The following is a 23,898-nucleotide window of genomic DNA, read 5'->3' as shown; positions in this document are numbered from 1 at the left end:
CGGATAATATGAATAGGACAAGCAGATGGTTAGCGGCTTTCATTGCGAATCACCTCATCCAGCGATTTACGGTAAGTCTGCTGCACTTTATGGATTTCTTTCATGATTGAAGAAGCGAATTTCTGACTGCCCATCTCTTCATGGACGCGATACAGAACAAGCGGTTCACCTAAGTAATAAAAGTTATATTTGTGCAAAACACGCATCCACATATCATAGTCTTGGGTGTATTTCAGAGTTTCATTAAACAATCCGACTTGCTTGAATACATCCATATTCAGCATCACCGTACATCCGTTAATGAAACAACCTCCTTGCATCATTTTGATAAATTGCTGCCTGGTCGGGAAGCTTATACCTGCAGCTCCACCCATAATAATTTGGTTATTGGTATTTATATGATAATAAGCTCCATAGCTCACTGAAGCGCCAAGCTTTTGCATATAGGCCAATTGTTTGGCCACTTTGTCCGGATCATAGAGATCATCGGAACTAAGCCACGTGAAGTATTGTCCGGAAGCATGTCTGATCCCCTCATTTAATGCGCTCGCCGTTCCCCCGTTTGCTTTTTCGAGATAAACGATTCGCCCCAGATAGGGTCTGACTCTTTCAACATGTCGTGTAGAACCGTCATTGACAACGATAATTTCAATATTCGAATAGCTTTGACTGAGTGCACTCTCTATCGCTTGGTCAACATACGCGCAGTTATAAAAAGGAATGACGATTGAAACCAGCGGATTCATATAGTTTCCCTCCTTGTACATATGGAAAAGCTACATTATCTTATTGGTTTCAGCCTCTTTATGTTCCTTACATGGATTAGTTTTATAGCGATATCGGGTGACCAAATGTAAAGACTTTGGTTTTATTACCTATTTTTCCCTTTATGGTGGGGGATAGTCCACTACATCCATCTATTGCAAGAATACATTGTAACCATATGTTGAAAAGGAGTGATTCAGTTCATGATCAGTGGTAAGCATGTGTTGGTGACGGGTGCCGCCGGTTTTATCGGAAGTCATCTCGTTCATCAGCTCGTTAGCGAAGGGGCGAAGGTTCGAACCTTTATTCGATATAACTCAACGAATACGCGTGGCTTCCTCGATACGCTGCCTAGTGATGTACAACGGGAGATTGAAGTCATTAAGGGAGATTTAAGAGATCCTCATGGCGTCTATAAGGCTGCCAAAGGGGTCGATACGATCTTTCATTTAGGCGCATTAATCGCCATTCCTTATTCCTATCTACACCCGACCGATGTTGTGCACACGAATGTTATCGGCACGCTCAATGTCGCCCAAGCCGCCTTGGATTTAGGGATCCCTAGACTCATCCACACATCGACAAGCGAAGTTTACGGGAGCGCCCGTTATGTGCCCATGGATGAGACGCATCCGCTGCAAGGTCAATCTCCCTATTCAGCCAGTAAAATCGGAGCGGATAAAGTCATAGAAAGCTTCCATTGCTCATATGCGCTGCCTGTCGTTACGGTTCGTCCCTTCAATTCATATGGGCCCCGTCAATCGATGAGAGCAGTTATTCCTACCATTATTAATCAAGCTCTGCATAGATCGGAAATTGTCCTTGGTAATTTAACTTCCACACGGGATTTCACTTTTGTCGAAGATACCGCATGCGCCTTTATTCGTGCAGCCGTCCACGACGAAGCGATCGGGCAAGTCATTAACGCCGGATCCGGGGCGGAAATATCGATCGGCGAGCTGGCCGATACGGTTAAACAAATCGTTGGCCGGGATCTGCCTGTACGTGTAGAGAGTGAACGGGTACGTCCCGAGAAAAGCGAGGTAGACCGTCTATTCTCCGATAGCAGCAAAGCGGCGACGCTCATGGGCTGGAAACCTAGCGTCACTTTAGTGCAAGGCTTAACGCGAACGATCGAATGGATAAGAGAACATCCTGAGTTATACCGTCCGGATGAATATGTTGTATAAGGGGATGATTCCTGTGGAAGTCGTAATAATGACAGGCGGTAAGGGCATGCGCATGGCTCCTTATACCAAAGTACTGCCAAAAGGATTATTGCCTGTTGGAGAGCAGCCCATACTGGAGATAATTGTCAAACAACTCCGGCATTACGGTTTTACCTCGATCACGATGGCATGCGGCTACTTATCGGGACTCATTCAAACTTATTTCGGGGATGGCAGTTCCCGGGGCGTTTCTATCACCTATCATGTCGAAAGCGAGCCGTTGGGCACAGTTGGCGCAATCAAGAGTCTGAACCGCTTGGAAGGCCCATTTTTGGTTATCAATTGTGATGTACTAACGACGTTGGATTTTGCTAGATTTAGGGAATTTCATATGAAAGGCGGCAGTTTGCTTACCATTGCTTCGCAAAAGAAAGGAATTCCTATAGAGCTTGGGGTTTTGGAAACACAGGACGATTATGTAACCAACTTCATAGAAAAACCTTCCCAATCGGCTTATGTGAGCATGGGCATTTATATGATGAATCCAGCGGTTATCGACTATATTCCAGACCATCAGTATTTCGATATTCCTGATTTGATACATGCCTTATTAGCTGCTAACGAGAAGGTTCGTCATTATGAAAACAACGATTTTTGGCTCGATATCGGGCGTCCCTCCGATTATACTCGGGCTAACGAGGAATATAATCTGCTCAAATCGGTACTGCTGCCGGGTGAGCAATGATGTCAGCACCTCCGACCGTCCTTCTGACAGGGATTAATGGATTCATCGGCCAGCATATGGCTGCCTATTTATTGGACCGCAATATGAACGTACTAGGAATTGGGCGCAGCGCCGATTGTCTCGTTCAGCACCCCCGCCTAACCTATGCATCTTGCGATGTTCTGAATCCATCGGCCATCAAGCAGCTTCTTCAAAATGAATCGGTTACGCATATCATTCATCTTGCCGGCGCTAACGACGTAAGCACTTCATTTGCCGATCCGGTTCAATGCCTGCAAGCAAATAGCTGGGGTACATTGAACGTCCTGGAAGCGGTACGAACTGCGCAAACAAAGAATCTCAAAGGTTTCTTGGCTGTGGGAACCGCTTATGAATATGCGCTTCAAACCGGGCCTTTAACGGAATCTTCGCCGCTTCTCCCAATAAGCCCCTACGCCTGGAGCAAGCATGTGATGACATCCTTGATGCAGATGTACGGACTTGTTTATTCGATTCCGACCCTTGTGGCAAGAACGTTCAACTTAATCGGCCCCGGACATGGAGCTGGCGTATGCGCGCAACTGACCCGACGGGTTGCTTTGATGGAGAAAGGGCTTCTCCCTCCTAATCTGATCGTCGGAAACACGAAGGTAGAGCGGGACTTTCTTGATGTCCGCGATGCGGTCGCCGCCTACTTCTCTCTCTTAGAGCTGGCTCCCGCAGCCCCTGGCAGCATATTCAATGTATGCAGCGGTACCGCCTACCCAATCAGTACCATCATCAGTCTGCTCATACGCCATGCCGCTGTTCCGTTCGAAGTATCCGTCGATGACAGCTTGATTCGCACTAATGAGGCCTCTGTCGTTCAAGGAGACAATAGCAAGCTGATAGCCGCTTCGGCATGGAAACCAAGTATCCCCCTTGAACAATCGATAGTGGATACCTTGAATTACTACCGCAACCTCGAATAAGAAGGAGACCTGCGCCATGAAGATCATGACGGTTCTTGGAACACGTCCTGAAATCATCCGATTAAGCCTGGTGATCGCCAAACTCGATCAGTTTGCCGATTCTCATATTCTCGTGCATACGGGACAAAATTATGACCGTTCCTTAAGCGACGTTTTTTTCGAACAGATGGGAATTCGCAATCCCGATGTCCATATCAAGTATCAGGCTCAGACTGTCGGTCAGCAGATCGGGCAAATGTTCGCTGAAGTCGAGAAAGTGCTTCTCCAGGAGAAGCCCGATCGAATGCTCGTTCTGGGCGATACCAACAGTGCGCTTACGGCGATCATCGGGGAAAGACATGGGGTACCCGTCTATCACATGGAAGCCGGAAATCGTTGTTACGATACGCGCGTACCCGAGGAAATCAACCGGAAAGCCATCGACGCCATCTCTACCTGCAATATGCCTTATACGCCCGGTGCCCGGGAGAATCTGCTTCGCGACGGGGTGCCTCCACATCGGATTTGGATGACGGGCAACCCCATTTATGAAGTCATGCAGCATTATAAGGAGCAGGCTGACACAAGCACCATTATCGATCATCTGGGATTAGAAGAAAAAGGTTATATTCTCGTGACCGCCCACCGTGCCGAAAATGTCGATGATGAAGGGCGATTGCGGCAAATTATCAGCGGGCTGCAGCTTCTGGCCGACGACTTGCGCTTCCCCATCATTTGCAGCACGCATCCGCGAACGAGAGACCGGCTTCAAAAACTCGGAGGATTGAATGCCAATCCGCTTATTCAATTCCTGCCGCCCTTCGGCTTTTTTGACTTTTTGAAGCTGCAAGCTCATGCAGCCTGTGTCGTAACGGATAGCGGCACTGTCCAGGAAGAAAGCTGTATTCTCGGCATTCCGGCGGTCACCATCAGACAGAGTACCGAAAGGCCCGAAACGCTGATCTGCGGCAGCAATCTGCTTTCCGGACTGGTTCCGCAGCGGATCGCCGCAAGCGTCAAACTGATGCTGCAAACGCGCCATACATGGACTTGTCCGGAAGGCTATCTGGATCCGCATGTATCCGCCAAGGTTGTCAATATTGTGCTGGGAGGACAGAGCTATGTTTCATAATCAAACCGTTCTCATTACCGGGGGGACCGGATCTTGGGGACAAGAGCTTACGCGCAAGCTGCTAGAGGAACAGCCGAAAGAAATTCGCATATTATCCCGCAACGAATTTACCCAGGTACGGATGCAGCGCGACTTTCAATTCAATCCCCTGCTCAAATTCATCATTGGCGACGTCCGGGATCAGGAAGCGGTGGACGAAGCTTGCAGAGACGTTGACTATGTATTCCATCTGGCTGCCCTTAAGCACGTTCCCGTTTGCGAAGCTCAACCTGATGAAGCACTGAAAACGAACGTGAAAGGAACTGAAAATGTAATACGGGCAAGCATTCGAAACCGGGTGAAAAAGGTCATCGATGTTTCAACCGATAAAGCGGTTGACCCGATTAACTTTTATGGAATGACCAAAGCTCTCGGAGAGAAGCTGATGATCAGGGCCAATGAGCTTAGCACCGACACCCGCTTTGTATGCATTCGGGGCGGCAACGTGCTTGGCACCAACGGCAGCGTGGTTCCTTTCTTCAAGAACCTGATATTGCAGGGCGAGGACATTCCGCTTACGGATAAAGAAATGACGCGCTTTTTCCTGACGCTCTCGGAAGCCATCGACCTCCTGTTAAAGGCAGCGCAAGCGGCAATAGGCGGAGAAACTTTTGTCATGAAAATGAACGCTTGCCGAATCTGCGACTTAGCCGAGGTCTTAATCCGGCAATTGTCCAATCAAAAAAGGATTGTGAAGGAAGTCGGCATTCGTCCCGGCGAGAAGCTGCATGAAGTGCTGATTTCCGGCCATGAAATCCCCTTCTCTTACCGGTATAACGAAAAATACTTTGTCATCCTTCCTTCGAATGCCGCTCCTGCTCTCTATAACCACTACAACCATTTGCCCAAATCGACGTTAACCCAATATGCCTCCAACGATTCGCTCATGACATTGGACGAAATCCAAGACATGCTTGAAAAAGGAGGATTTCTTCCTTGAAGCTGCTCATTATTGGCGGTCACGGAATGGCGGGACATATCTTGAAGCAATATTTTATGCAACAACCTGCGTGCGAAGTCTGGTCTACCGTACGGGCTGCTTCCCAGACAGATTCACGAGCGGTAGCTCTGGACGTTCGGGATGCGGCCGGTGTAAAACAGCTCCTTGATCGTCTAAGACCTGATGTTGTAGTTAATGCTGTAGGCTTGCTCAATGACGAGACTCGACTCAGGCAGGCTGAAGCCATTTATGTAAATAGTTTATTCCCGCATGTACTCGAACAATTTGCGGAATCGTACGATTTCCGTCTTGTTCATATTAGTACAGACTGCGTATTCTCAGGCTCGCGAGGGGACTATACGGAAACCGATCCCGCTGATGCCATATCGATCTACGGCAAGACCAAAAGTCTCGGCGAGGTAACCGGTCCAAAAACAATTACGTTTCGAACCTCGATCATCGGACCTGAATTAAAACAAAACGGCATCGGTCTCTTTCATTGGTTTATGCGGCAATCAGGCGACATTCAGGGGTATCGCCAAGTGTTCTGGAACGGCGTCACTACGCTGGAATTAGCAAAGGCCATTGATTGGTGCCTCGGACAACCGATACAGGGGCTTGTGCACTTGTCAGGCCGGCAAAAACTTTCCAAATACGAGCTGTTGCTTTTGCTGCAGCAGCAGTTTCATCATCAGTCAGTCAACATATTGGCCAACGACGATATCCAATCCGACAAAAGCCTGGTCTCGACACGAGCGGATTTCTCTTATGCCGTTCCTCCCTATGCGCAAATGATCTTTGAACTAAAAGAATGGATGGATCGGCATGGCCAAGGGGTGTACTCGTATCCGCAATGATTAGAAGCCGGTAAATCCTTGTATCAAGGGTTTAACCGGCTTTTTGTCTGAACTTCTTGAACACGGATTGCATATTGCATGGACAAAAACAATACGCTATTAATACTGGATCTGTTACAATCATGGCTTGAAATTCGAAAGGTGGTGAGTGCCACTTTGGAATTGAATGCATCCTGCGAAGACCTTGCCCGAAAACGCTTTATTATCACGCTGCTCGCTCATCAAGACGAAGAGGTTTTGGCGGCTCAGTTGGATAATATCCGATTTTACAACCCTGATGCCGGTATTGTTCTGTATAATGGCGGTCCGGATCAGGATTTCGCAAAACATTTAAACGTTTGCAAGTTTCCGTATAGCCATCCGTTAAAATATGGAAATCTAGCCCCATTTTTGTGGGAAGTCATGAAGTGGCTTGAAGATCTCCATATCGAATACAAATATCTAATGAATCTTGATCATGATATGTTATTCGTTAAGCATGGGTTTGAAACATTCCTGGACGAAAGAATGGCCCAATCCGATTGTATGGGCTGGAGGCTTCAAAATTCACACGAGCACCCGGACTCGCTCCCTATTCGGGGTATGTCGCGCGAGTGGCATAAATGGCAACCCGTATTCAAGACAGATCATTTTCTTAGTTATTTCAATCCCGGACAGGTATACACGCATGATATTGTCCGCCGCATGCTCTCCTATGTTGATCACGCTACTGTAGATCAGATGCTTGTGAACTCTAAGACTTTTGCGTTGGAGGAAGTGTTTTTTGTCACGTTAGCGTTGGCTTGCGGCGGCAGGATCCGGGAATACCCTGAGGGTAGTGAGTATAATGACATGGTGCATTGGGGAGCGAATATCACTTTCGCAAATGTGCTTCAATCCAGGCAAAATCCTTATTACTATTGGATTCATCCAATCAAGGGAGAAGAATTGATAACGTTGAGCCAACAACTGCGTACAATGTCGGTAGAGGGACCTGCTGGCCAACAGCAGCTTGATGAGAAGGTAGAACCAATACAACCTATAACACGTATCCCCAATAGGAACGGCTCCCTCTACATGCAGGCCAAACGAAAAAAGAATGTTATCCGTAAAAACTTTATATGTAAGAATGCTAAACGGGTTATAAAAAAAAGAAAAAAAACCACGAAAAGTATACCGAAAAAGAAGCGAAAACATGCGATATCAAGGAACCTAGCGAAAAAACGCCGCTAGGTTCTTTTGTTGCCCAACTTCCGTAGCTCCATCCTCACTTAATTATTTATCAATTAATGCCTATGTATATAATTATGATAAATGGTTGAAAATCTACAGCAACAATTCAATATTTTCATATAATAGATCATAGTTATCCAACGATAGGAAAGGTGATAGATGAGATGGATGATTTTAAACTAATCAAATTTAAAAAAATAAAGGAGAATGGTAAAAATAAGATTGTTATTCATAATCCAACAAAATTAATAATGATTGGGCGCGGCGTTCAAGGTGCCGTATTTAAGCTTAGTGAGGATCGTTGCGTAAAAATTTATGTCAAACGAAGCGATGCAGCAAAAGAAGGGGATGCACTCAAAGCAGCGAAGAAACTTCCTTTTGTTCCGAGATTATATGAAGTCGGATCAAACTATGTAATTATGGAATATTTAGTAGGTCCCAATTTAAAAGATCATCTAAAAGAAACGAAAAGTATATCCGAATCGATTACGAAACAAATCATAATGATTCGAAAGCAACTTAAGCGAATTGGATTTATTCGGATTAAGACCACGCTCACGCATTTTATTGTAACAAAAGGAAATGTGCTGAAATCAATCGATCATGTAGATGGACTCACGATGAATGATCCATATAATCCAACGATGTTTCTTGAACTAAAGGAATTGGGTTTATTGAATACATTCTTGGAACAAGCTATGAAAATCGATCCAGACTCATATGATGACTGGCAAAAAAATATCGATTTTAATAAGTTATAGAAAAAAATTTAGCAACAAAGAACCTAGAGAAAAAAACGAAGCCAGGTTCTTTGTTACAGTGTTCCTCATAATGACTATGCCGCTTTTTTCATTTTACGGGATTGAACTTTCTTGACGATGCGTTTCCGTAATGCAGGCGGCTTCCGCAAGCTGTTCCTTTTTACGGTTGAAACTTTTTTGGGACCTGGCCTTTGTATTAACCCGCTCCTCTTTTTGTACTTCTTCACTATTGTCATTTTTGTCTTCGGTTTTAGAAGTCTATTCTTGGGTTTCAGCACCATTTTCTTTTTAGAAACCGGCTTTTTACGAATCCATTTCTTCTTCCTTATTACCAATCGTTTCCTAGTGATAACCCTTCTGAACACTTGCCTGCGCGTCGGCGTGTTTTGCGCATAATACTGTTGTTCCTGCGGCTCAGGCTGCGGTTCAGGATGCACCTCTGCAGCTGGCGCTTGTTCCTGATGAACTACCGGTACATCCTGTTGCGGTTCCTCCATAGGAATTCCTCCGGACATCAACTGACCATTGAAATGGATCAGCCGGTCTCCTCTTACCGGATGCACAGCGTAATAATAAGGATGATGCTGCGCATGATGTGCTTCATTTTGCTCGATTTCACGCTCGTGCCGCATCACGTTAAAAGCGTGGTCGCGCGGAAATTCCCGATATCTCCCGCCGCATGCTGCAGCCAATGTCACAAACAAAACTTCCTCCAAAGCTGTTACTTGGCTCTCGTCTATCATGTTCTCTATCTTGGACATGCCTGTAAAAGCAAGCATCTTTTTTACAATACGGTGCCGGTAAACTTGAATCGGATTCAAATAACGGATAAAGTGATCGGTCTTGAATAAGTGGGCCCATTTGGCCCACTCCTCCCGCATCGGCTTTGTATGCATCGATTCCTCATCGGAGCTCGTTTGCATATCCCAACCCATACAATCGAACCCCTGCATCGTTTCGTTCAGGTAGCTCTCAAATCCGTGCTTAACGAAGAGCATTTCGTCATCCAAATTGACCAGATATTCGTATTTCACCTTATTCTCTTCCAGCCACTTCATCACGTCCCATAAGAATGGAGCTGCGTGCTTACCGGTCAAATGGTGACCATACGGACATAGGGCAACATTCAAGCTTTTGGCAAATTGGATATCGTCGCCTCCGTTATAGAGCACTATGCCCGCTTCCGGATTGAACTTGCGGATATTATCAATTTGCGTGGCAAGAACGCACTCATCTTTGCGGCCCAGAATGGCGAAGATCACTCGTTTGCTTGCCGGTATACCGTCATAATGGGTCATTCGAAAATTAACTGGCGCTTCATATTCTTCCGTAACGCGTTTTAAATGGTCCCACTGCGAACCGGAAATATTTTTATAGAGTTCGCCGCCGCCCACACGCCTCGTATGCTTGACTGTGACATCGTCGATGACGGCTAATTTTTTGTATGGAAATCCAAGCAGCTTGGGCCATACAAAATCGAGTCCCCACCCGGATTCGCTTTTTTCAAAGGTCGGCAAGAGCTTTTGAAATGTTTCTCTGGAATAAAGAGGAACCATAGGCTCAATAAAGTGAGAGTATCTCAAAAAGTAGTTAGGATTTTGAACGGTGATTCCATGCCCAAAATACGAATCGGGCGTTAAAGCCGGCTGTGCCAGTTCAAGTCCCTGCTCCATAAAAATCTTAAACATACGATTGATATCGTATGCATTTGCACTTATATCATCATCCGGCATCCAGATTGCATCATAATGATAGATTCCATCTCCGAAAGCTGCAATCGTATCCTTTACCGTAGGCCATTTTAAACCTGGTATTTCATGATAGAAGTCGCATTCTTTCGCATATCGGCCTGGCGTACTGCCGAAATAACTGAGACAAAGATCGAAGTTTTTATACTTCGCAGGTTGCAGCCATTCTTGGTGAAGTGAGGTGTCGCCAACTCTGCCAATGACAAGAAACCGCTTATCGCCTTTGACTTCAAATTGCGGCATTTCGAACCTCCTTTATATCCCTTGATTATTTCTTCTCCATAAATCTCAGATAGTCGAGGATATGATGTTTTAAATCTTCCCTCTGTGTAGCTAAGGCCAGCGTCGCCTTCACATATCCGAGATGATCCCCGACATCGTGCCATGTCCCGTTAATTTCACAGGCATGCACGGCCTCTTGCTCATTAAGCTTCGAGAGGGCGTCCGTCAGCTGAATTTCTTGACCGACTCCCGGTTCCTGTTTCTCCAGGATATCGAATATCGCTGATGTCAAAATATACCGCCCGATCATAGCAAGGTTTGTCGGCGCTTCCTGCGGCTTCGGTTTTTCTACAAGCTTGGTAATATTGTAGAATTGATCATACAATAGCTGAGCGTCGATGATGCCATAATTCGAAACATCTTTAGGATTGACAGGCTGTACGCCGATGATGGAAGTTTTATAGCGATCAAAATAATCGATCATCTGCTTTAAACATGGAACTTCGGACTGCACGAATGTGTCTCCCAATAGAACGGCAAAGGGTTCGTCATTAATGAACTTTCTTGCGCACCAGATCGCATGACCCAAACCTTTCGGTTCTTTTTGGCGAATATAATGGATATCGATGAGCTGTGCCGGCTTCTGCACCTTTTCCAGCATGTTCAGCTTTCCTTTTTGCTGTAAATGATATTCCAGTTCAAAAGCGTTGTCGAAATGATCCTCAAGCGACCGTTTGCCTTTTCCAGTCACAATGATGATATCCTCAATGCCTGATGCCACTGCCTCCTCAACAATAAATTGAATGGTAGGCTTATCAATGATCGGCAGCAGTTCTTTGGGCATCGCTTTGGTTGCCGGTAAAAATCGGGTGCCCAGACCTGCTGCTGGAATTATCGCTTTGCGAACCTTCATATTGTCCATCATCCTTCTGTTTGATTATGATAGATTCACTTCATCTGCCAATACTTTGGTAGACAAAGCCCTCTTCTTTCATCATCTCGGGGTCGAATAAATTTCGGCCGTCAAATAGAATCGGCTGCTTGAGTAAACTCTTTATTCGGCCGAGGTCCGCAAATCGGTACTGCTTCCACTCCGTAAATAACAGCAATGCATCCGCATCCATGAGAGCTTCATAGGGATTCGTAAAGTATTTGATATTCTCCTCGCCTAAAGCCTGGTACGCATTCTGCAAAGCAACTGGATCGTGCGCTTGAATGTTAACGCCGCGTTGTCTTAATAGTTCAATAGTCTCAATAGACGGCGCTTCGCGAATATCGTCGGTTTCAGGTTTAAAAGATAGACCCCATACCGCCAATTTGAGCCGGGATAAATCTTCGCCGAAGTGGCTGACGACCATCTCGTACAATTTTTTCTTCTGCTTATGGTTGACTTTATCGACGGCTTCCAATATGTGCGTAGGGACATTGCGTTCCGTAGCGCTCTGAATAATAGCCCGGACATCCTTAGGGAAACAAGACCCTCCGTATCCGACTCCGGCCGATAAGAAATAACTGCCGATTCGATGATCGAATTCCATCCCCCGCCGTACCCATTCAATATCCGCGCCAACGGATTCACAGATGCCGGCAATCTCATTCATAAAACTGATTCGTGTGGCTAACATGGCATTAGAGGCATACTTGGCAAGCTCGGCGGAGGCAATATCCATGTGGACGAGAGGATGACCTTGGCTAGTCAGCGGTAAATAAAGCTTCTCCATATATTCCAAAGCTCTAGAATTGTCAGTCCCTACGACGATTCGATTCGGATGGAGGAAATCTTCAACGGCTGCGCCTTCTCTTAGAAACTCCGGATTTGATACGATGTCAAAGTCCAATTCGGAAAGTCCGCGCTTCATAAGCTCCTCTTGGATCACGCCTCTGATCCGTTCTGCGCTGCCGATAGGAACCGTTGATTTGGTTATGACAATGGCATAAGCATGGATGCTGGCGCCAATTTGCTGAACGGCGTTCATTACGTAAGTAAGATCCGCAGATCCGTCTTCTGCTGGCGGCGTTCCTACAGCAATGAAGATGAATTGACTGCTTGCTACGGATTGCGCCAAATCGAGCGAAAAGCTCAGCCGGCCATCTTGCACGTTTCGTTCCACCAGTTGTTCCAAGCCGGGTTCATAGATAGGCACTTGTCCATTTTGCAGCGATGTAATTTTGGCCGGATTGTTATCTACACATATGACTTGGTGCCCCATCTCCGCAAAGCAAGCTCCAACCACTAATCCTACATAACCAGTTCCAATCATGCATATCTTCATGGCCGCTCTCCTTAACTTTCAAAATTTCTTTAACCCTCTCAACAAAGCTTCATCTACTTTCCTGACTCCAGCATCGGCTGCAATTTGGCAATTTCAGTGATGACCGCCTTCTAAATTGTATGCTTCTTGTCTATCTGGGAACTCGGACGGATAACCAATAGCTTGAAAATCAACGCTAACCTAGTCTTCGTGCATTATTTATTGTTGTTCGGACAGACATACAGGCATATACTCATTTTTTCTCATATCTTACATCAGCTACGATTTTGTCAATCAACAGATTTCGAATAAAAAGAAGGGTGGAATAGACTTGGATCGACTTCATATCGTGACAGCAACCAATGATCGCTATATTAAACATTTGGCCGTCATGCTGAATTCTTTACTTGAAAATAAGAAATCAAGGAACCCTGTTGATATTTATGTGATCGATGGCAATATATCTGATCAAAATAAAGCAAAGCTAAGAAGGTCTGTGAAAAGATTCAACGTGCCGATCAAATATTTGGCGGTTAATGATTCCATGTTCAATGATTTTAAGCTGAACTATAACATTAGCAAGGAAACCTATTACCGTATCCTGATTCCAAATCTTCTGGACAGAGAAATTAACAAGGCTCTCTATTTGGACTGCGATATGATCATCAAGGACGATATCACCAAGTTATGGGATACAACTTTAGTCCATAAATTCGTGGCGGCCGTCAAAATCCCGGGCAGCATCAGAGCCCGTGAGCTTGGACTCCCTGGAAATGCGGATTATTTCAATGCTGGCGTTCTTCTGCTCAACCTGAAAAAATGGCGGGAAAATAACATCGTGTTTAGGCTATTGCGTTTTTGCAGAAATAACCCCGATAAGCTTAAATTCATGGATCAGGACGCTTTAAATGCGATTCTTCATGATAAGTGGAGAAAATTGGAGCCCACCTGGAACTACCAGGTTCACCGTTATCGCGGTTTGAGAAATCCTGCGATTATTCACTTTACGACAAACCGGAAGCCATGGAACAGCAATCCTCCTTTTAAAGATGAATATATGAAATACCTGCGTAGAACCCCCTGGGATTAGCGAGGCTTATGCTTTATTTTTCATAGGCTTTCGGCAGTTACCCATACATGATCTTCTGCTTGTTCATATATGTAATGTATTACATTTGTGCGTAGCAAGTTTTCTACCGAAAACGCTAAGGAGGTTTGCCCTAATGAAAGTGGATTGGTTAATTGTTGGCTCCGGCTTTACGGGTGCGACATTAGCGGAACAAATTGCAACACAACTGGATCAGAAAGTATTGGTCGTTGAAAAAAGAGATCACATTGGCGGAAATTCCTACGACTGCTACGACGAACATGGCATTTTAGTTCATAAATACGGATCTCATACGTTCCATACCAACTCCAGCATGGTTTGGAATTACCTTTCCCGGTTTACAGAGTGGCGTCCTTATTTCCACGAAGTCCGAGTCGTCGTCGACGGCAAAAAAGTTCCGGTCCCCTTCAACTTAAACTCCATATACGCTCTCTTCCCTCAAAAATACGCCGAAAAGCTCGAAGAGCTGCTTATTCAGCATTTTGGTTTTAACGTCAAAGTCCCCATCTTGAAGCTTCGTGAAAGCGCAAGCGGAGAACTCAGCTTTCTGGCTGATTACATTTATCAAAATGTTTTCTACAAGTATACGATGAAGCACTGGCAGCTCGATCCGGAGCAGTTAGACAAATCCGTTACAGCGCGGGTTCCCGTCTATATTAGCCGGGATAACCGATACTTTCAGGATAAATATCAAGGCTTGCCCAAGCATGGTTACACGCCGCTCTTTGGGCGCATGCTGAAGCACCCCAACATTCGACTGCTCCTGAACACCGATTACCATGAGATCATGGATCAAATCGAGTTTAAACGCATGATTTATACAGGACCGATCGACGCTTACTTCAACTATATGCATGGCGAGCTTCCCTATCGGACCTTGCGCTTTGAATTCGAGAATTTGGATCAGGAATATCACCAGGAAGTAGGGACCGTCAACTACGGATTGGAGTACGACTATACGCGTGTGCTAGAACAGAAGCATCTAACCGGCCAAAAGTCGCCAAAAACGACAATATCATATGTCTACCCCGAAGAATACATCGCAGGTAAGACCGATCCATACTATCCGATTCCAAGAGATGAAAACAAAGAACGTTACAAACTTTATCAGGCAGAAGCCGAGAAAATCAAAGACAAAGTGCTGTTTGCCGGTAGACTGGGCGATTACAAATATTACAACATGGACCAAGCGGTAGCTCGCGCATTAACGTTGTTCAAAGACACGATCTTAGGGGAGGAAAGCAAGTGATTCCTTCAATGCTAGAGTCCGGATGGCGTATTGATCGGATCGAGAGTTGTCGGCTCATGGGCGAAAGATGGCGAGATATCGGGTGCAATGCAAGAAAAGGCCGGCATGGGAAATCCATGCCCCTTGATCTTGTACGGATTTCGATAGCAGGACAAACGGGATTTGGCTGGTCCGCGATTTCCAGAACGCAAGCCGAAGCTTGGATCGGTACGGAAGTCAAAGACTTGTTTACGCCGGAAGGAAGAGTAAAGCCTGCTTATTACGGAATCGAATACCCGTTGCTCGATTGGCTGGGACATATGTTGAATCAACCTGTTTACGCTCTATTTGATATCGGCGAAGGGAACAATGTCGGCAGTCCCCCCATCGTTCCCTGCTACGATGCCACGATTTACTTCGACGACCTTCATCTGGACGACGATGCCGAAGCCGTGGAATGGATGCAGATGAAAGCTTTGGAAGGATGGCAAGCCGGCCACCGGGCTTTCAAAATCAAAGTAGGTCGCGGAGCGAGACACATGCCCATGTACAGGGGAATGAAACGGGACATCGAGATTATTAAAGGTTTTCGCAAAGCGCTCGGGCCTGATGCTCAAATCATGATCGATGCCAACAACAGCTATAATCTGAACCTGACCAAAGAAGTGCTGGGTGCCACAGCTGACGTGAACATCACCTTCATCGAAGAACCGTTCTATGAGGATCCCATTCTTTATGAAGATTTGAAACAGTGGATGGATAAACAGGGACTCCATGTCATGATTGCCGACGGGGAGGGACTTACCGTTGCTCCTTCGATCGTCAGTTGGGCCAAGAATGGATTGATTGACATTCTTCAATTCGATATTCGTTTCCATGGATTTAACAAATTGCTCCGATTGGGTGACGAGCTGCGGGGCACAATTGTCAAACAAGCGCCTCATAATTATGGAGGCCCTTACGGCAACTACGCATCCTGCCATGTCGCAACCGCACTGGAGCGGTTTCTGACCATTGAGTGGGATGAAGTACGGGTTCCCGGCTTGGAAGCGCCCGGCTACGCTATCGTTGAAGGCAAAGTGCACGTTCCCGCAGCAGCCGGTTTCGGCCTTCATCTGGATGACAGCCACTTTGTTAAATCGGTGCAGGAACAAGGTTGGTCAGTACAAAGCCTAAAATAATGGAGGTCTTTCATTATGATTTGCTTCGCTTTATTGGCGCATGAAGACGAAGGAGCGCTTCGCCAGCAAATAAAAAACATCCGTAAATATAATCCCAAAGACGCATTCATCGTTTTTTATAACGGCGGACCGGATCGGGACTTCGGCAAAAAGGTTTGCAGGGAAGAGAATGTGCTGTACTGTCCCTATAGCAAACCGTTGACGCAGAGATCAAGCGGCCGGTTTTTCTATGACGTCATGAGATGGCTGGAAGAAAGAAAAATCAGATACGAGTACTTGGTTTATCTGGAATACGACATCATGTTCGTGGGTAGGGGCTTTCGTGAAATGCTCGAGTCACGAATGAAAGGCTATGATTGCTTGTTGAAATTTGTGAAAAAAGAAACCGATCCACAGAAGGCAACTTGGGACCCGGCTAAATTGATGTGGGCCGAATGGAAAGATTGGAGACCGTTCTTCCATTTGGATCATTTCTTTAGAACTTCCAGCCCAATGTCCGTCTATCGTCATGGCATTGTCAGAAAAATGCTCGCCGGCATCAACAGAGGCCAAATAGAACGCTTATTCAGATCGACCCACATTCGCTGCTTGGGTGAAATGATCTATGTCACCTTAGCCAAGAAATATGGCGCCAGATGCCTGGATCACCGCAATTCGGATCTGCGATACTTGCGCTTCAGACCCGAACTCACATTAAGAGAAGTCCAGGATGCGAAGCGCAGACCCGATGTCATGTTCGTTCACCCCGTAAAAAATCGTGCTGTCATGAAATGGATATGGGAGCACTAGATGTAGGAGGCCCGGGATCATGATTGTTTTTGCGTTATTAGCGCACAAAGATGAGCAAGCACTTCTGAAGCAAGTCAAAAATATCCGCAAGTACACCCGCAAAGATGCCAAAATTGTTTTATATAATGGCGGAACGAACAAGGACTTCGGCAAAAAGGTATGTAAACAGGAGAACGTCTTGTACTGCCCTTATAGCAGACCTCTTGAACCAAGAAAAACAGGCCGTTGTTTCTACGATATTATGCGATGGCTCGAAGAAGCCAAAATCTCCTACGAATATTTGATCTATACGGAATACGACGTCATGTTCATCAACGATGGGTTCGTACCGTTTATTCGCAAAGAAATGAAGAACTACGACTGTATGGTCAAATTGCTTAAATATGAGACGAACCCCGGCCTTGCCGTGTGGGCACCCGCCAAAACAATGTGGAAAGAATGGCATCATTGGCAGCCTTTCTTCAAACGCGATAGTTTCTATGGTACTTCCAATCCGATGCAGGTCTACCGCCATGGCACGGTTAGAAAAATACTGGCCGGGATCGATAAAGACCACTTGGAAAGACTGTTTATCAGCTCAAACTTTGGACATTTAGGCGAAATGCTCTATATTACCTTAGCAATGAGTAGCGGGGCAAAATGCCAAACTTACCCCGATATTATCAAGGAACATTTACGGTTTAGACCGGCATTTACGCTTAAAGAAGCCAAAACGGCGAAACGCAACCCCAAAATCATGTTCCTCCATCCCGTTAAAGATGCAAAAGTCCGCGATTGGATTTGCGAGCAATAACGGATTCGGGAACGCACTCCCCACAAAGTGACGTCAAGCTCTGAAACATATTCCGGATACTTTGCGGGGGACCCCAATTCATCTTAGGAGGTCCAAATCATGATTTGCTTTGCAATACTGGCCCATAAGGACGAACATGCTCTTCAGCAGCAAATTAGAAATATTCGCAAATATACGAGCAGAGACGTCAAAATTGTTCTATATAACGGCGGTGAAGATCGTAACTTCGGCAAAGAGGTTTGTAGAAAAGAACATGTCATGTATTGCCCCTACAGCAAACCCTTGCAGAGGGGGAAAACGGGCCGGTTTTTCTATGATGTCATGAGATGGCTGGAAGATGCGAAAGTTCGTTATAATTACTTGGTGTACATGGAATTCGATGTTTTTTTCGTCGGGCATGGTTTTGAAAGATTTATTCGACATCATATGGATGGTTACGATTGTATGGGTAAAATGATACGACACTTAACCAGTCCACGATCTACATCCTGGATACCCGGTAAGACCATGTGGCGAGAATGGGACGATTGGAAACCTTTCTTTCAGAAAACCAACTTCTATGGGACTTTCAATCCGATGCAGGTATATCGCCATGACATTATTAAACGCATGCTAAATTTTATCGACAGAGGCCACCTGGAGAGACTGCTGGCGAAGACCAACGTTTACGCCCTAGGTGAAATGCTCTATATCACGGTCGCCAAAAAAGTCGGCGGAAAACTTCGCCCTTATCCGAAGGAAAGTATTGAATATTTGCGGGTCTACAATCGGATTTCACTGGATCAAGCTAAAGAGGCAAAGCGCAACCCCGATGTGATGTTCGTGCATCCCGTCAAGGATGCCGACGTCCGGAATTGGATTTGCGAGCAATAGCCATCATTTAGGAGGTACGGTCATGATTTGTTTTGCCTTATTGGCACACAAGGATGAAGAAGCTCTGCTACAGCAGGTAAGAAATATTCGCGAGTACAACCCTAACGACACCCTTATCGTTCTCTATAACGGCGGTAACGATCCTGACTTCGGGAAAGCTGTCTGCAAAAGCGAAAATGTTTTGTACTGCACGTCCAGCAGACCTTTACAAGCCGGGAAAACGGGTCGATTTTTCTATGACGTTATGGCCTGGCTTGAGGAAGCCCATATCTCCTATGAATATTTGGTCTACACAGAATCCGACGTGATGTTTATCAACCACGGATTTAAAGACTTGCTGGAGCAATTGATGAATGGCTACGACTGTCTGGTAGAAGCGGTCAAAGTTGAGATGTACCCGGATAAAAGCAACTGGACAACAGCCATGCGGATGTGGAAAGAATGGCACCTTTGGAAACCGTTCTTCCGAAGCGAGTTTTTTTACGGCACTTTCAATCCGATGCAAGTATATCGCCGTCGGATCGTTAAGCGTATGCTGAGAAGAATCAATAAGTCTCACCTAGAACGATTGCTCGATAAAACGGGCGTCATTTCCATGGGCGAAATGCTGTACTTGACGATAGCGATGCAGTGCGGTGCAAAATGTCAAGAATACCCCCGCATGTACAGAAAGTATTTCCGTTATCGTCCTTTCATCTCTTTAGACGAAGTTAAGGACGCGAAACGGCTTCCGGAAGCTATATTTGCGCATCCCATCAAAGATCATTCCGTTCGTGCATGGATCAGCAGTTCGCAAACCACAAAGGACACGGAGGGACATTCATGAAAAGCAAGGTGCTGGTTACAGGCGGTGCGGGTTTTATCGGCAGTCATTTGGTCGACACGCTCCTGGCGGACGGTATGCAAACTCTAGTCATTGATAACTTTGACGATTACTACGATCGCAAAGTGAAAGAAAAGAATATAAGCGGCCACCTCAGTTCGCCTCACTATGAATTAGTGGAAGCGGACATTCGGGATAGGAACCGTATGGAACATATCTTCGAACAATGGAAACCCGAGATTGTCGTTCATTTAGCTGCAAAGGCAGGGGTTCGTCCATCTCTGGAAATCCCCCACGAATACGTGGATGTGAATCTGGCAGGTACGGTCAATCTGCTAGATGCTTCCGTGAAAAATGGCGTCTCTAAGTTCATTTTCGCTTCATCCAGCTCGGTTTACGGATTAAATGAAGAAGTCCCTTTCTCCGAAAGCGGTCCTACCTTAAAGATCGCTTCACCTTACGGGGCGACGAAAGCAGCCGGAGAAGCATTATGCCAAAGCTACAGCCATTGCTTCGGTTTGCCGATAGCGGCTCTGCGGTTTTTCACCGTCTATGGCCCGAGACAGAGACCTGATCTGGCTATTCATAAATTTGCCAGGAAAATGGCCAGGAACGAACCGATTACATTGTACGGCGATGGAACAACGAGCCGGGACTATACCTATGTGAGCGATATTGTTTCGGGTATTCGCAAATCGATGGAACTGCATGCGCGAGACTACGAGGCTTTTAACTTAGGCAATGATAATCCGACCAGCTTGCTGGCCTTAGTGCATTTACTTGAGGACGCAATGAATACGAAAGCGTTAATCGATTGGCAGCCGTTGCAAATCGGTGATGTCCCCAAAACATGGGCCGATTATCATAAAGCCCAGTCCATGCTGGGTTATTCACCTTCGACGAATCTGGAAACAGGCATTAAACATTTTGTAGAGTGGCTGCGTGAAGAAGAATCGCTCCTTCCTTGAGTATGAAGAACGAATAAGGTCACCCTTGCAGGCTGGCCTTATTTTATTGTTATTGTCAGCCAGCCCTCCCTATGAATCCATTCATATAAATATAAAGAGACTCGAATGATATACAAGGGAGGTAAATGATGAAAAAAGAACAAGTTCATATCATAACAGCAACGAACGACAAGTATGCCAAACCTCTCGGTGTTATGTTAAATTCCTTGCTGAAAAACGCAACATATAAATCTATGATCCGCATTTACATCATTGACGGGGACCTTTCCTCTGAAAAAAAGAAAAACTTAAAAAGAGTTGTAAAAAAGTTCAACCTCGACGTTAAATTTTTAAAAGTCAACAGCTCGTTATTCGATGGGTTTAAAGAAAGGCATCATATTAGCAGACAAGCTTATTACCGGATTGTAATTCCACATCTGTTAGATAAGGATATTAAGAAAGTGCTTTATATGGACTGTGACATTATCGTTAAAGAGGATATCAGAAAATTGTGGAATACCAATATCGATAATCATTTTTTGGCGGCAGGTGAAAAAGCTTTTGCTAAAAATGATGAAACCCGAAAAAGTATACTCCAGCTTCCAAGCGAAGCGCGGTTTTTCAATTCCGGTGTGCTTTTGATAAATCCGGAAAAATGGAGAGAACATGACATATCCAATAAAGTGCTTGAATTCATTACAACCAACTCGAACGATCTGATCACGATGGATCAAGAAGCATTAAATGTTGTTCTTCACGATAAATGGCTTAAATTAGATACGAAGTGGAATTATTCGACATCTCATATCAAGACCCATCCTGGTGTTAAACCGGCCATCATTCATTATACTCGTCGAAGAAAGCCATGGAACCATGGTCATCCACTTCAAAAAGAGTACTTTAATTATTTGAAAACGACAGGATGGTCCATAAATCGGACTAAAAAGAAAGAATGAGAGATTGGGCTGAGAAACTGATTAACCTTATTTTTTGGAGTAAATACTAAGGTCAACCACTTCATACTGGTTGACCTCATTTTATCTTCTTATACAGTCTCGTTAATTTTAAAGCATACTGCTCAAAGTTATATTTATTTTTTATTAGTTTTTTGTTAATGTTCCCCATTTTTTCTCGCAGCCTTTTATCTTTTAATAGCTTATTAATATATTTAGCAAAGGCTTCGGGTTTGTCATATTGATTATTCACGAAACCATTCTTACCATGCGCTATGACCTCCGGATTACCTCCTCTATTTGAAGTCACAATCGGTAAGCCGGCAGCCATTGCTTCGTAATGAACTCTAGCGAGCGGCTCTTGCCATTGGGAGGGGCAAACAAATACATCGCTCATTGTATAATAGTCGGGAAGTCCGTTGACCGGCAGGAAATTTGTAAAATAAATATACTTGGATACCTGCCTTGCCCTTCGCTGAATTTTTCTAATGTATGGGTTTACCGATAAATCCCCAAACCACTTGCTGCCTACAATAACCAAGGCTGTTTCCGGATGTTGTTTTCTTACCATTTTCATAGCTTCGATCAGGCAATGACAGCCTTTTTTAGCTTCAAGACGCCCTACAAATAGAACAACTTGAAAATGATCGGGAATTCCTAACTGCCGCTTCATCCGTAGCGCAACTACTCGTCCCTGATTGCTAAAATGAGGAGTATAACGGGAAGCATTCTCTCCAGTATAGAGTGCAGTCATCTTGCCGGAAGCAGCTGGGTATTGTTTCACTACATGCTGAGCGACAAATTTACTCACGGTAATCATATAATCAATAGTTTCAACTACCTTGCGGGATTCGTTATCACCAAGTCTTTCCCCTAACATTAAGTTGTGAAGAGATAACGTCAATCGGGATTGGGGCGATGCATTTTTAATACGAAGTATCCAACGTGGTGTGTTAAAAACTTGGATAATGTCAAAAAAGTGCTTATTCAAATGCTGCAGCACTTCCTCAATATATTGGCCCCTGTCAAAGCGAATAAACTCAACATGATTAATCATTTCGTAATTGGGCAGAGAAGGATCTTGAATGGAAAAAACCGTAACAGTATTATCCAGGCGTGCCAGAATCGGGGCAATACTGTGAATTAGCAACGGAACCGCTCCGCTCCGGATAGGCGGACAAGGCAAAAGATCCGAGTTAATCAAGGCGATCTTCATATCGTCATTCATCCTTTATAGAAAGATACAAATTCTCCAAACGCTTAGCAACGTGTTCAAAACCAAAGTCTTTTTCAACGAACCTCCTGCCTGCTTTAGCCAATTTTAAAGCTTTTTCCGGATTAGATAAGAGATTGGAAATTGAGTCCGCAAAAGCTTGAGGATTACTATAGTCATTAAGTACGATGCCGTTTTTATTATGTCGAATAATTTCAGCATTTCCTCCACGATTTGTAGTAATGATTGGGAGTCCTGCCCCCATCGCTTCATAATGGACTCTAGCTAATGGTTCCTGCCATTGCGAGCTGCATACGAATATATCCCCTAACAGGAAAAGGGATGGCATTTCACTAGGAGGAACGAAGTTTGTAAATATTACCCGATTCTTTCCGAGAGATTCGGCTAGCTGACGGAGGTTTACAACGTAATCATTCACTCGATGATCTCTAAACGATTTGCTCCCTACAATCACCAAAACGGCATTCGGATGACTCTGAATCACTTTCTTCATCGCTGTGATCAAAATGTCAGTACCTTTAGCCTTGCATAGCCGTCCAACAAATAAAATTACTTTTTTATTGTTCACACCATACTTTTTGCGAAGTTTTTTTCGTTCGGATTGGATTGAATCTTGCCATATTGGTTTGTAACGCCTTAAATTAACCCCCGAATATATGGTATGCATCTTACTTGCGGCAGAAGGAAATCGTTGGACGATTGTTGATCCAATGTAGTCACTGATTAACATTATTTTATCGACCAATCTTATAGACAGCTCCCCCATTTCATCAGATACTCTTTCTTTTCTGAACATTTCATTATGACAACTAATAATAAAGTTACTACTTGGCGTAGCAGTCTTGTATTTTAATATATTTTCGGGACGGTTAAACACATGGATCACTTGATAAGCTTGTTTAGTGGAATGTTGTTTGGCTAGCTCTTTAGCAACACCAGTCACATATTTTTTGCGCGGAATGCGAATGTAGGTAACCCCATCTACTTCTTCTCGATCAGCTTGATTGGGGTCTGCGATGCAAAAAATAGTCAAATCATGTTTACCACTTAAATAGGGAGCTACCCCATCAATAAATATTTGAATGGCCCCTCCTCTAATAGAGGGTACGGGTGACATTTCTGTACAAATAAATGCGATCCTCATCTTGTCAGCTCCATTCATTAACTTGAGATTGCTAACTCCATAATCTAGTTTATT

The 23,898-nt window shown here is 44.9% G+C and carries 23 protein-coding genes; 17 read left to right on the top strand and 6 right to left on the bottom strand.

From position 1 onward, the window contains the following. Positions 1-29 precede the first annotated feature (29 nt). The gene (locus ICC18_RS15765; RefSeq protein WP_188175407.1) at positions 30-746 is read right to left on the bottom strand and encodes a glycosyltransferase; all 717 of its coding nucleotides are present in this window, start codon (positions 744-746) and stop codon (positions 30-32) included. A gap of 222 nt (positions 747-968) precedes the next feature. Between ICC18_RS15765 and ICC18_RS15760 the strand changes: the two genes are divergently transcribed. The 8 genes from ICC18_RS15760 to ICC18_RS15725 all read left to right on the top strand — a co-directional run bounded on the left by ICC18_RS15760 (position 969) and on the right by ICC18_RS15725 (position 8,549). Continuing rightward, a complete protein-coding gene (locus ICC18_RS15760; protein ID WP_188175406.1) occupies positions 969-1,955 on the top strand; it encodes an SDR family NAD(P)-dependent oxidoreductase in 987 nt (328 codons plus the stop codon). A 13-nt stretch (positions 1,956-1,968) separates the two neighbouring features. Beyond that, positions 1,969-2,679, top strand: coding sequence for a sugar phosphate nucleotidyltransferase (locus ICC18_RS15755; protein ID WP_188175405.1), 711 nt, complete (start codon positions 1,969-1,971; stop codon positions 2,677-2,679). Then, positions 2,676-3,629: a GDP-mannose 4,6-dehydratase gene (locus tag ICC18_RS15750; protein WP_188175404.1), complete on the top strand. Its 954-nt coding sequence runs from the start codon at positions 2,676-2,678 to the stop codon at positions 3,627-3,629. Before ICC18_RS15755 ends, ICC18_RS15750 begins: the two co-directional genes overlap by 4 nt. A gap of 16 nt (positions 3,630-3,645) precedes the next feature. Next, positions 3,646-4,740, top strand: coding sequence for a non-hydrolyzing UDP-N-acetylglucosamine 2-epimerase (wecB, locus tag ICC18_RS15745; RefSeq protein ID WP_188175403.1), 1,095 nt, complete (start codon positions 3,646-3,648; stop codon positions 4,738-4,740). Continuing rightward, entirely contained in the window at positions 4,730-5,719 is a 990-nt protein-coding gene (locus ICC18_RS15740) for a polysaccharide biosynthesis protein (protein ID WP_188175402.1), read from the top strand. Before wecB ends, ICC18_RS15740 begins: the two co-directional genes overlap by 11 nt. Next, the gene (locus ICC18_RS15735; RefSeq protein WP_188175401.1) at positions 5,716-6,576 is read left to right on the top strand and encodes a dTDP-4-dehydrorhamnose reductase family protein; all 861 of its coding nucleotides are present in this window, start codon (positions 5,716-5,718) and stop codon (positions 6,574-6,576) included. Before ICC18_RS15740 ends, ICC18_RS15735 begins: the two co-directional genes overlap by 4 nt. 78 nt (positions 6,577-6,654) lie before the next feature. After that, positions 6,655-7,788, top strand: a complete 1,134-nt coding sequence (locus tag ICC18_RS15730; protein WP_188175400.1) for a hypothetical protein — start codon at positions 6,655-6,657, stop codon at positions 7,786-7,788. 164 nt (positions 7,789-7,952) lie between these two features. After that, the gene (locus tag ICC18_RS15725) at positions 7,953-8,549 is read left to right on the top strand and encodes a serine/threonine protein kinase (protein ID WP_188175399.1); all 597 of its coding nucleotides are present in this window, start codon (positions 7,953-7,955) and stop codon (positions 8,547-8,549) included. 74 nt (positions 8,550-8,623) lie between these two features. On the opposite strand, the gene ICC18_RS15720 is transcribed toward ICC18_RS15725, so the two are convergent. The 3 genes from ICC18_RS15720 to ICC18_RS15710 are packed head-to-tail and all read right to left on the bottom strand — an operon-like array spanning position 8,624 to position 12,792. Continuing rightward, positions 8,624-10,540 (bottom strand): DUF707 domain-containing protein, encoded by a 1,917-nt coding sequence (locus ICC18_RS15720; protein ID WP_188175398.1) that lies wholly within the window; start codon positions 10,538-10,540, stop codon positions 8,624-8,626. Between the two features lie 25 nt (positions 10,541-10,565). Then, positions 10,566-11,432, bottom strand: a complete 867-nt coding sequence (gene galU, locus ICC18_RS15715) for a UTP--glucose-1-phosphate uridylyltransferase GalU (RefSeq protein WP_188175397.1) — start codon at positions 11,430-11,432, stop codon at positions 10,566-10,568. Positions 11,433-11,472: 40 nt separating this feature from the next. Next, positions 11,473-12,792 (bottom strand): UDP-glucose dehydrogenase family protein, encoded by a 1,320-nt coding sequence (locus ICC18_RS15710; RefSeq protein ID WP_188175396.1) that lies wholly within the window; start codon positions 12,790-12,792, stop codon positions 11,473-11,475. 310 nt (positions 12,793-13,102) lie between these two features. Here ICC18_RS15710 and ICC18_RS15705 point away from each other — a divergent pair, with 310 nt between their 5' ends. The 9 genes from ICC18_RS15705 to ICC18_RS15665 all read left to right on the top strand — a co-directional run bounded on the left by ICC18_RS15705 (position 13,103) and on the right by ICC18_RS15665 (position 21,469). Next, complete coding sequence (locus tag ICC18_RS15705) at positions 13,103-13,861, top strand: glycosyltransferase family 8 protein (protein ID WP_188175395.1); 759 nt, start codon at positions 13,103-13,105, stop codon at positions 13,859-13,861. A 133-nt stretch (positions 13,862-13,994) separates the two neighbouring features. Beyond that, complete coding sequence (gene glf / locus ICC18_RS15700) at positions 13,995-15,128, top strand: UDP-galactopyranose mutase (protein ID WP_188175394.1); 1,134 nt, start codon at positions 13,995-13,997, stop codon at positions 15,126-15,128. Beyond that, positions 15,125-16,288, top strand: coding sequence for an enolase C-terminal domain-like protein (locus ICC18_RS34560; protein ID WP_188175393.1), 1,164 nt, complete (start codon positions 15,125-15,127; stop codon positions 16,286-16,288). The genes glf and ICC18_RS34560 overlap by 4 nt, the downstream gene beginning before the upstream one ends. Positions 16,289-16,303: 15 nt before the next feature. After that, positions 16,304-17,077, top strand: a complete 774-nt coding sequence (locus ICC18_RS15690; protein WP_188175392.1) for a hypothetical protein — start codon at positions 16,304-16,306, stop codon at positions 17,075-17,077. A gap of 19 nt (positions 17,078-17,096) precedes the next feature. Then, entirely contained in the window at positions 17,097-17,870 is a 774-nt protein-coding gene (locus ICC18_RS15685; protein WP_188175391.1) for a hypothetical protein, read from the top strand. 99 nt (positions 17,871-17,969) lie between these two features. Further along, positions 17,970-18,743, top strand: coding sequence for a hypothetical protein (locus ICC18_RS15680; protein ID WP_188175390.1), 774 nt, complete (start codon positions 17,970-17,972; stop codon positions 18,741-18,743). A 22-nt stretch (positions 18,744-18,765) separates the two neighbouring features. After that, entirely contained in the window at positions 18,766-19,569 is an 804-nt protein-coding gene (locus ICC18_RS15675; RefSeq protein ID WP_188175389.1) for a hypothetical protein, read from the top strand. After that, complete coding sequence (locus ICC18_RS15670; RefSeq protein WP_188175388.1) at positions 19,566-20,534, top strand: SDR family NAD(P)-dependent oxidoreductase; 969 nt, start codon at positions 19,566-19,568, stop codon at positions 20,532-20,534. Before ICC18_RS15675 ends, ICC18_RS15670 begins: the two co-directional genes overlap by 4 nt. 125 nt (positions 20,535-20,659) lie before the next feature. After that, positions 20,660-21,469: a glycosyltransferase family 8 protein gene (locus tag ICC18_RS15665; RefSeq protein ID WP_188175387.1), complete on the top strand. Its 810-nt coding sequence runs from the start codon at positions 20,660-20,662 to the stop codon at positions 21,467-21,469. A gap of 76 nt (positions 21,470-21,545) precedes the next feature. On the opposite strand, the gene ICC18_RS15660 is transcribed toward ICC18_RS15665, so the two are convergent. Both ICC18_RS15660 and ICC18_RS15655 read right to left on the bottom strand, forming a co-directional pair. Then, positions 21,546-22,682 (bottom strand): glycosyltransferase family 4 protein, encoded by a 1,137-nt coding sequence (locus tag ICC18_RS15660; protein WP_188175386.1) that lies wholly within the window; start codon positions 22,680-22,682, stop codon positions 21,546-21,548. Positions 22,683-22,686: 4 nt separating this feature from the next. Then, entirely contained in the window at positions 22,687-23,844 is a 1,158-nt protein-coding gene (locus ICC18_RS15655; RefSeq protein WP_188175385.1) for a glycosyltransferase family 4 protein, read from the bottom strand. Positions 23,845-23,898: the final 54 nt, after the last annotated feature.

The organism is Paenibacillus sedimenti (assembly GCF_014534655.1).
GTDB lineage: Bacteria > Bacillota > Bacilli > Paenibacillales > NBRC-103111 > Paenibacillus_E > Paenibacillus_E sedimenti.
This window is presented reverse-complemented; position numbering and strand designations above follow the sequence as displayed.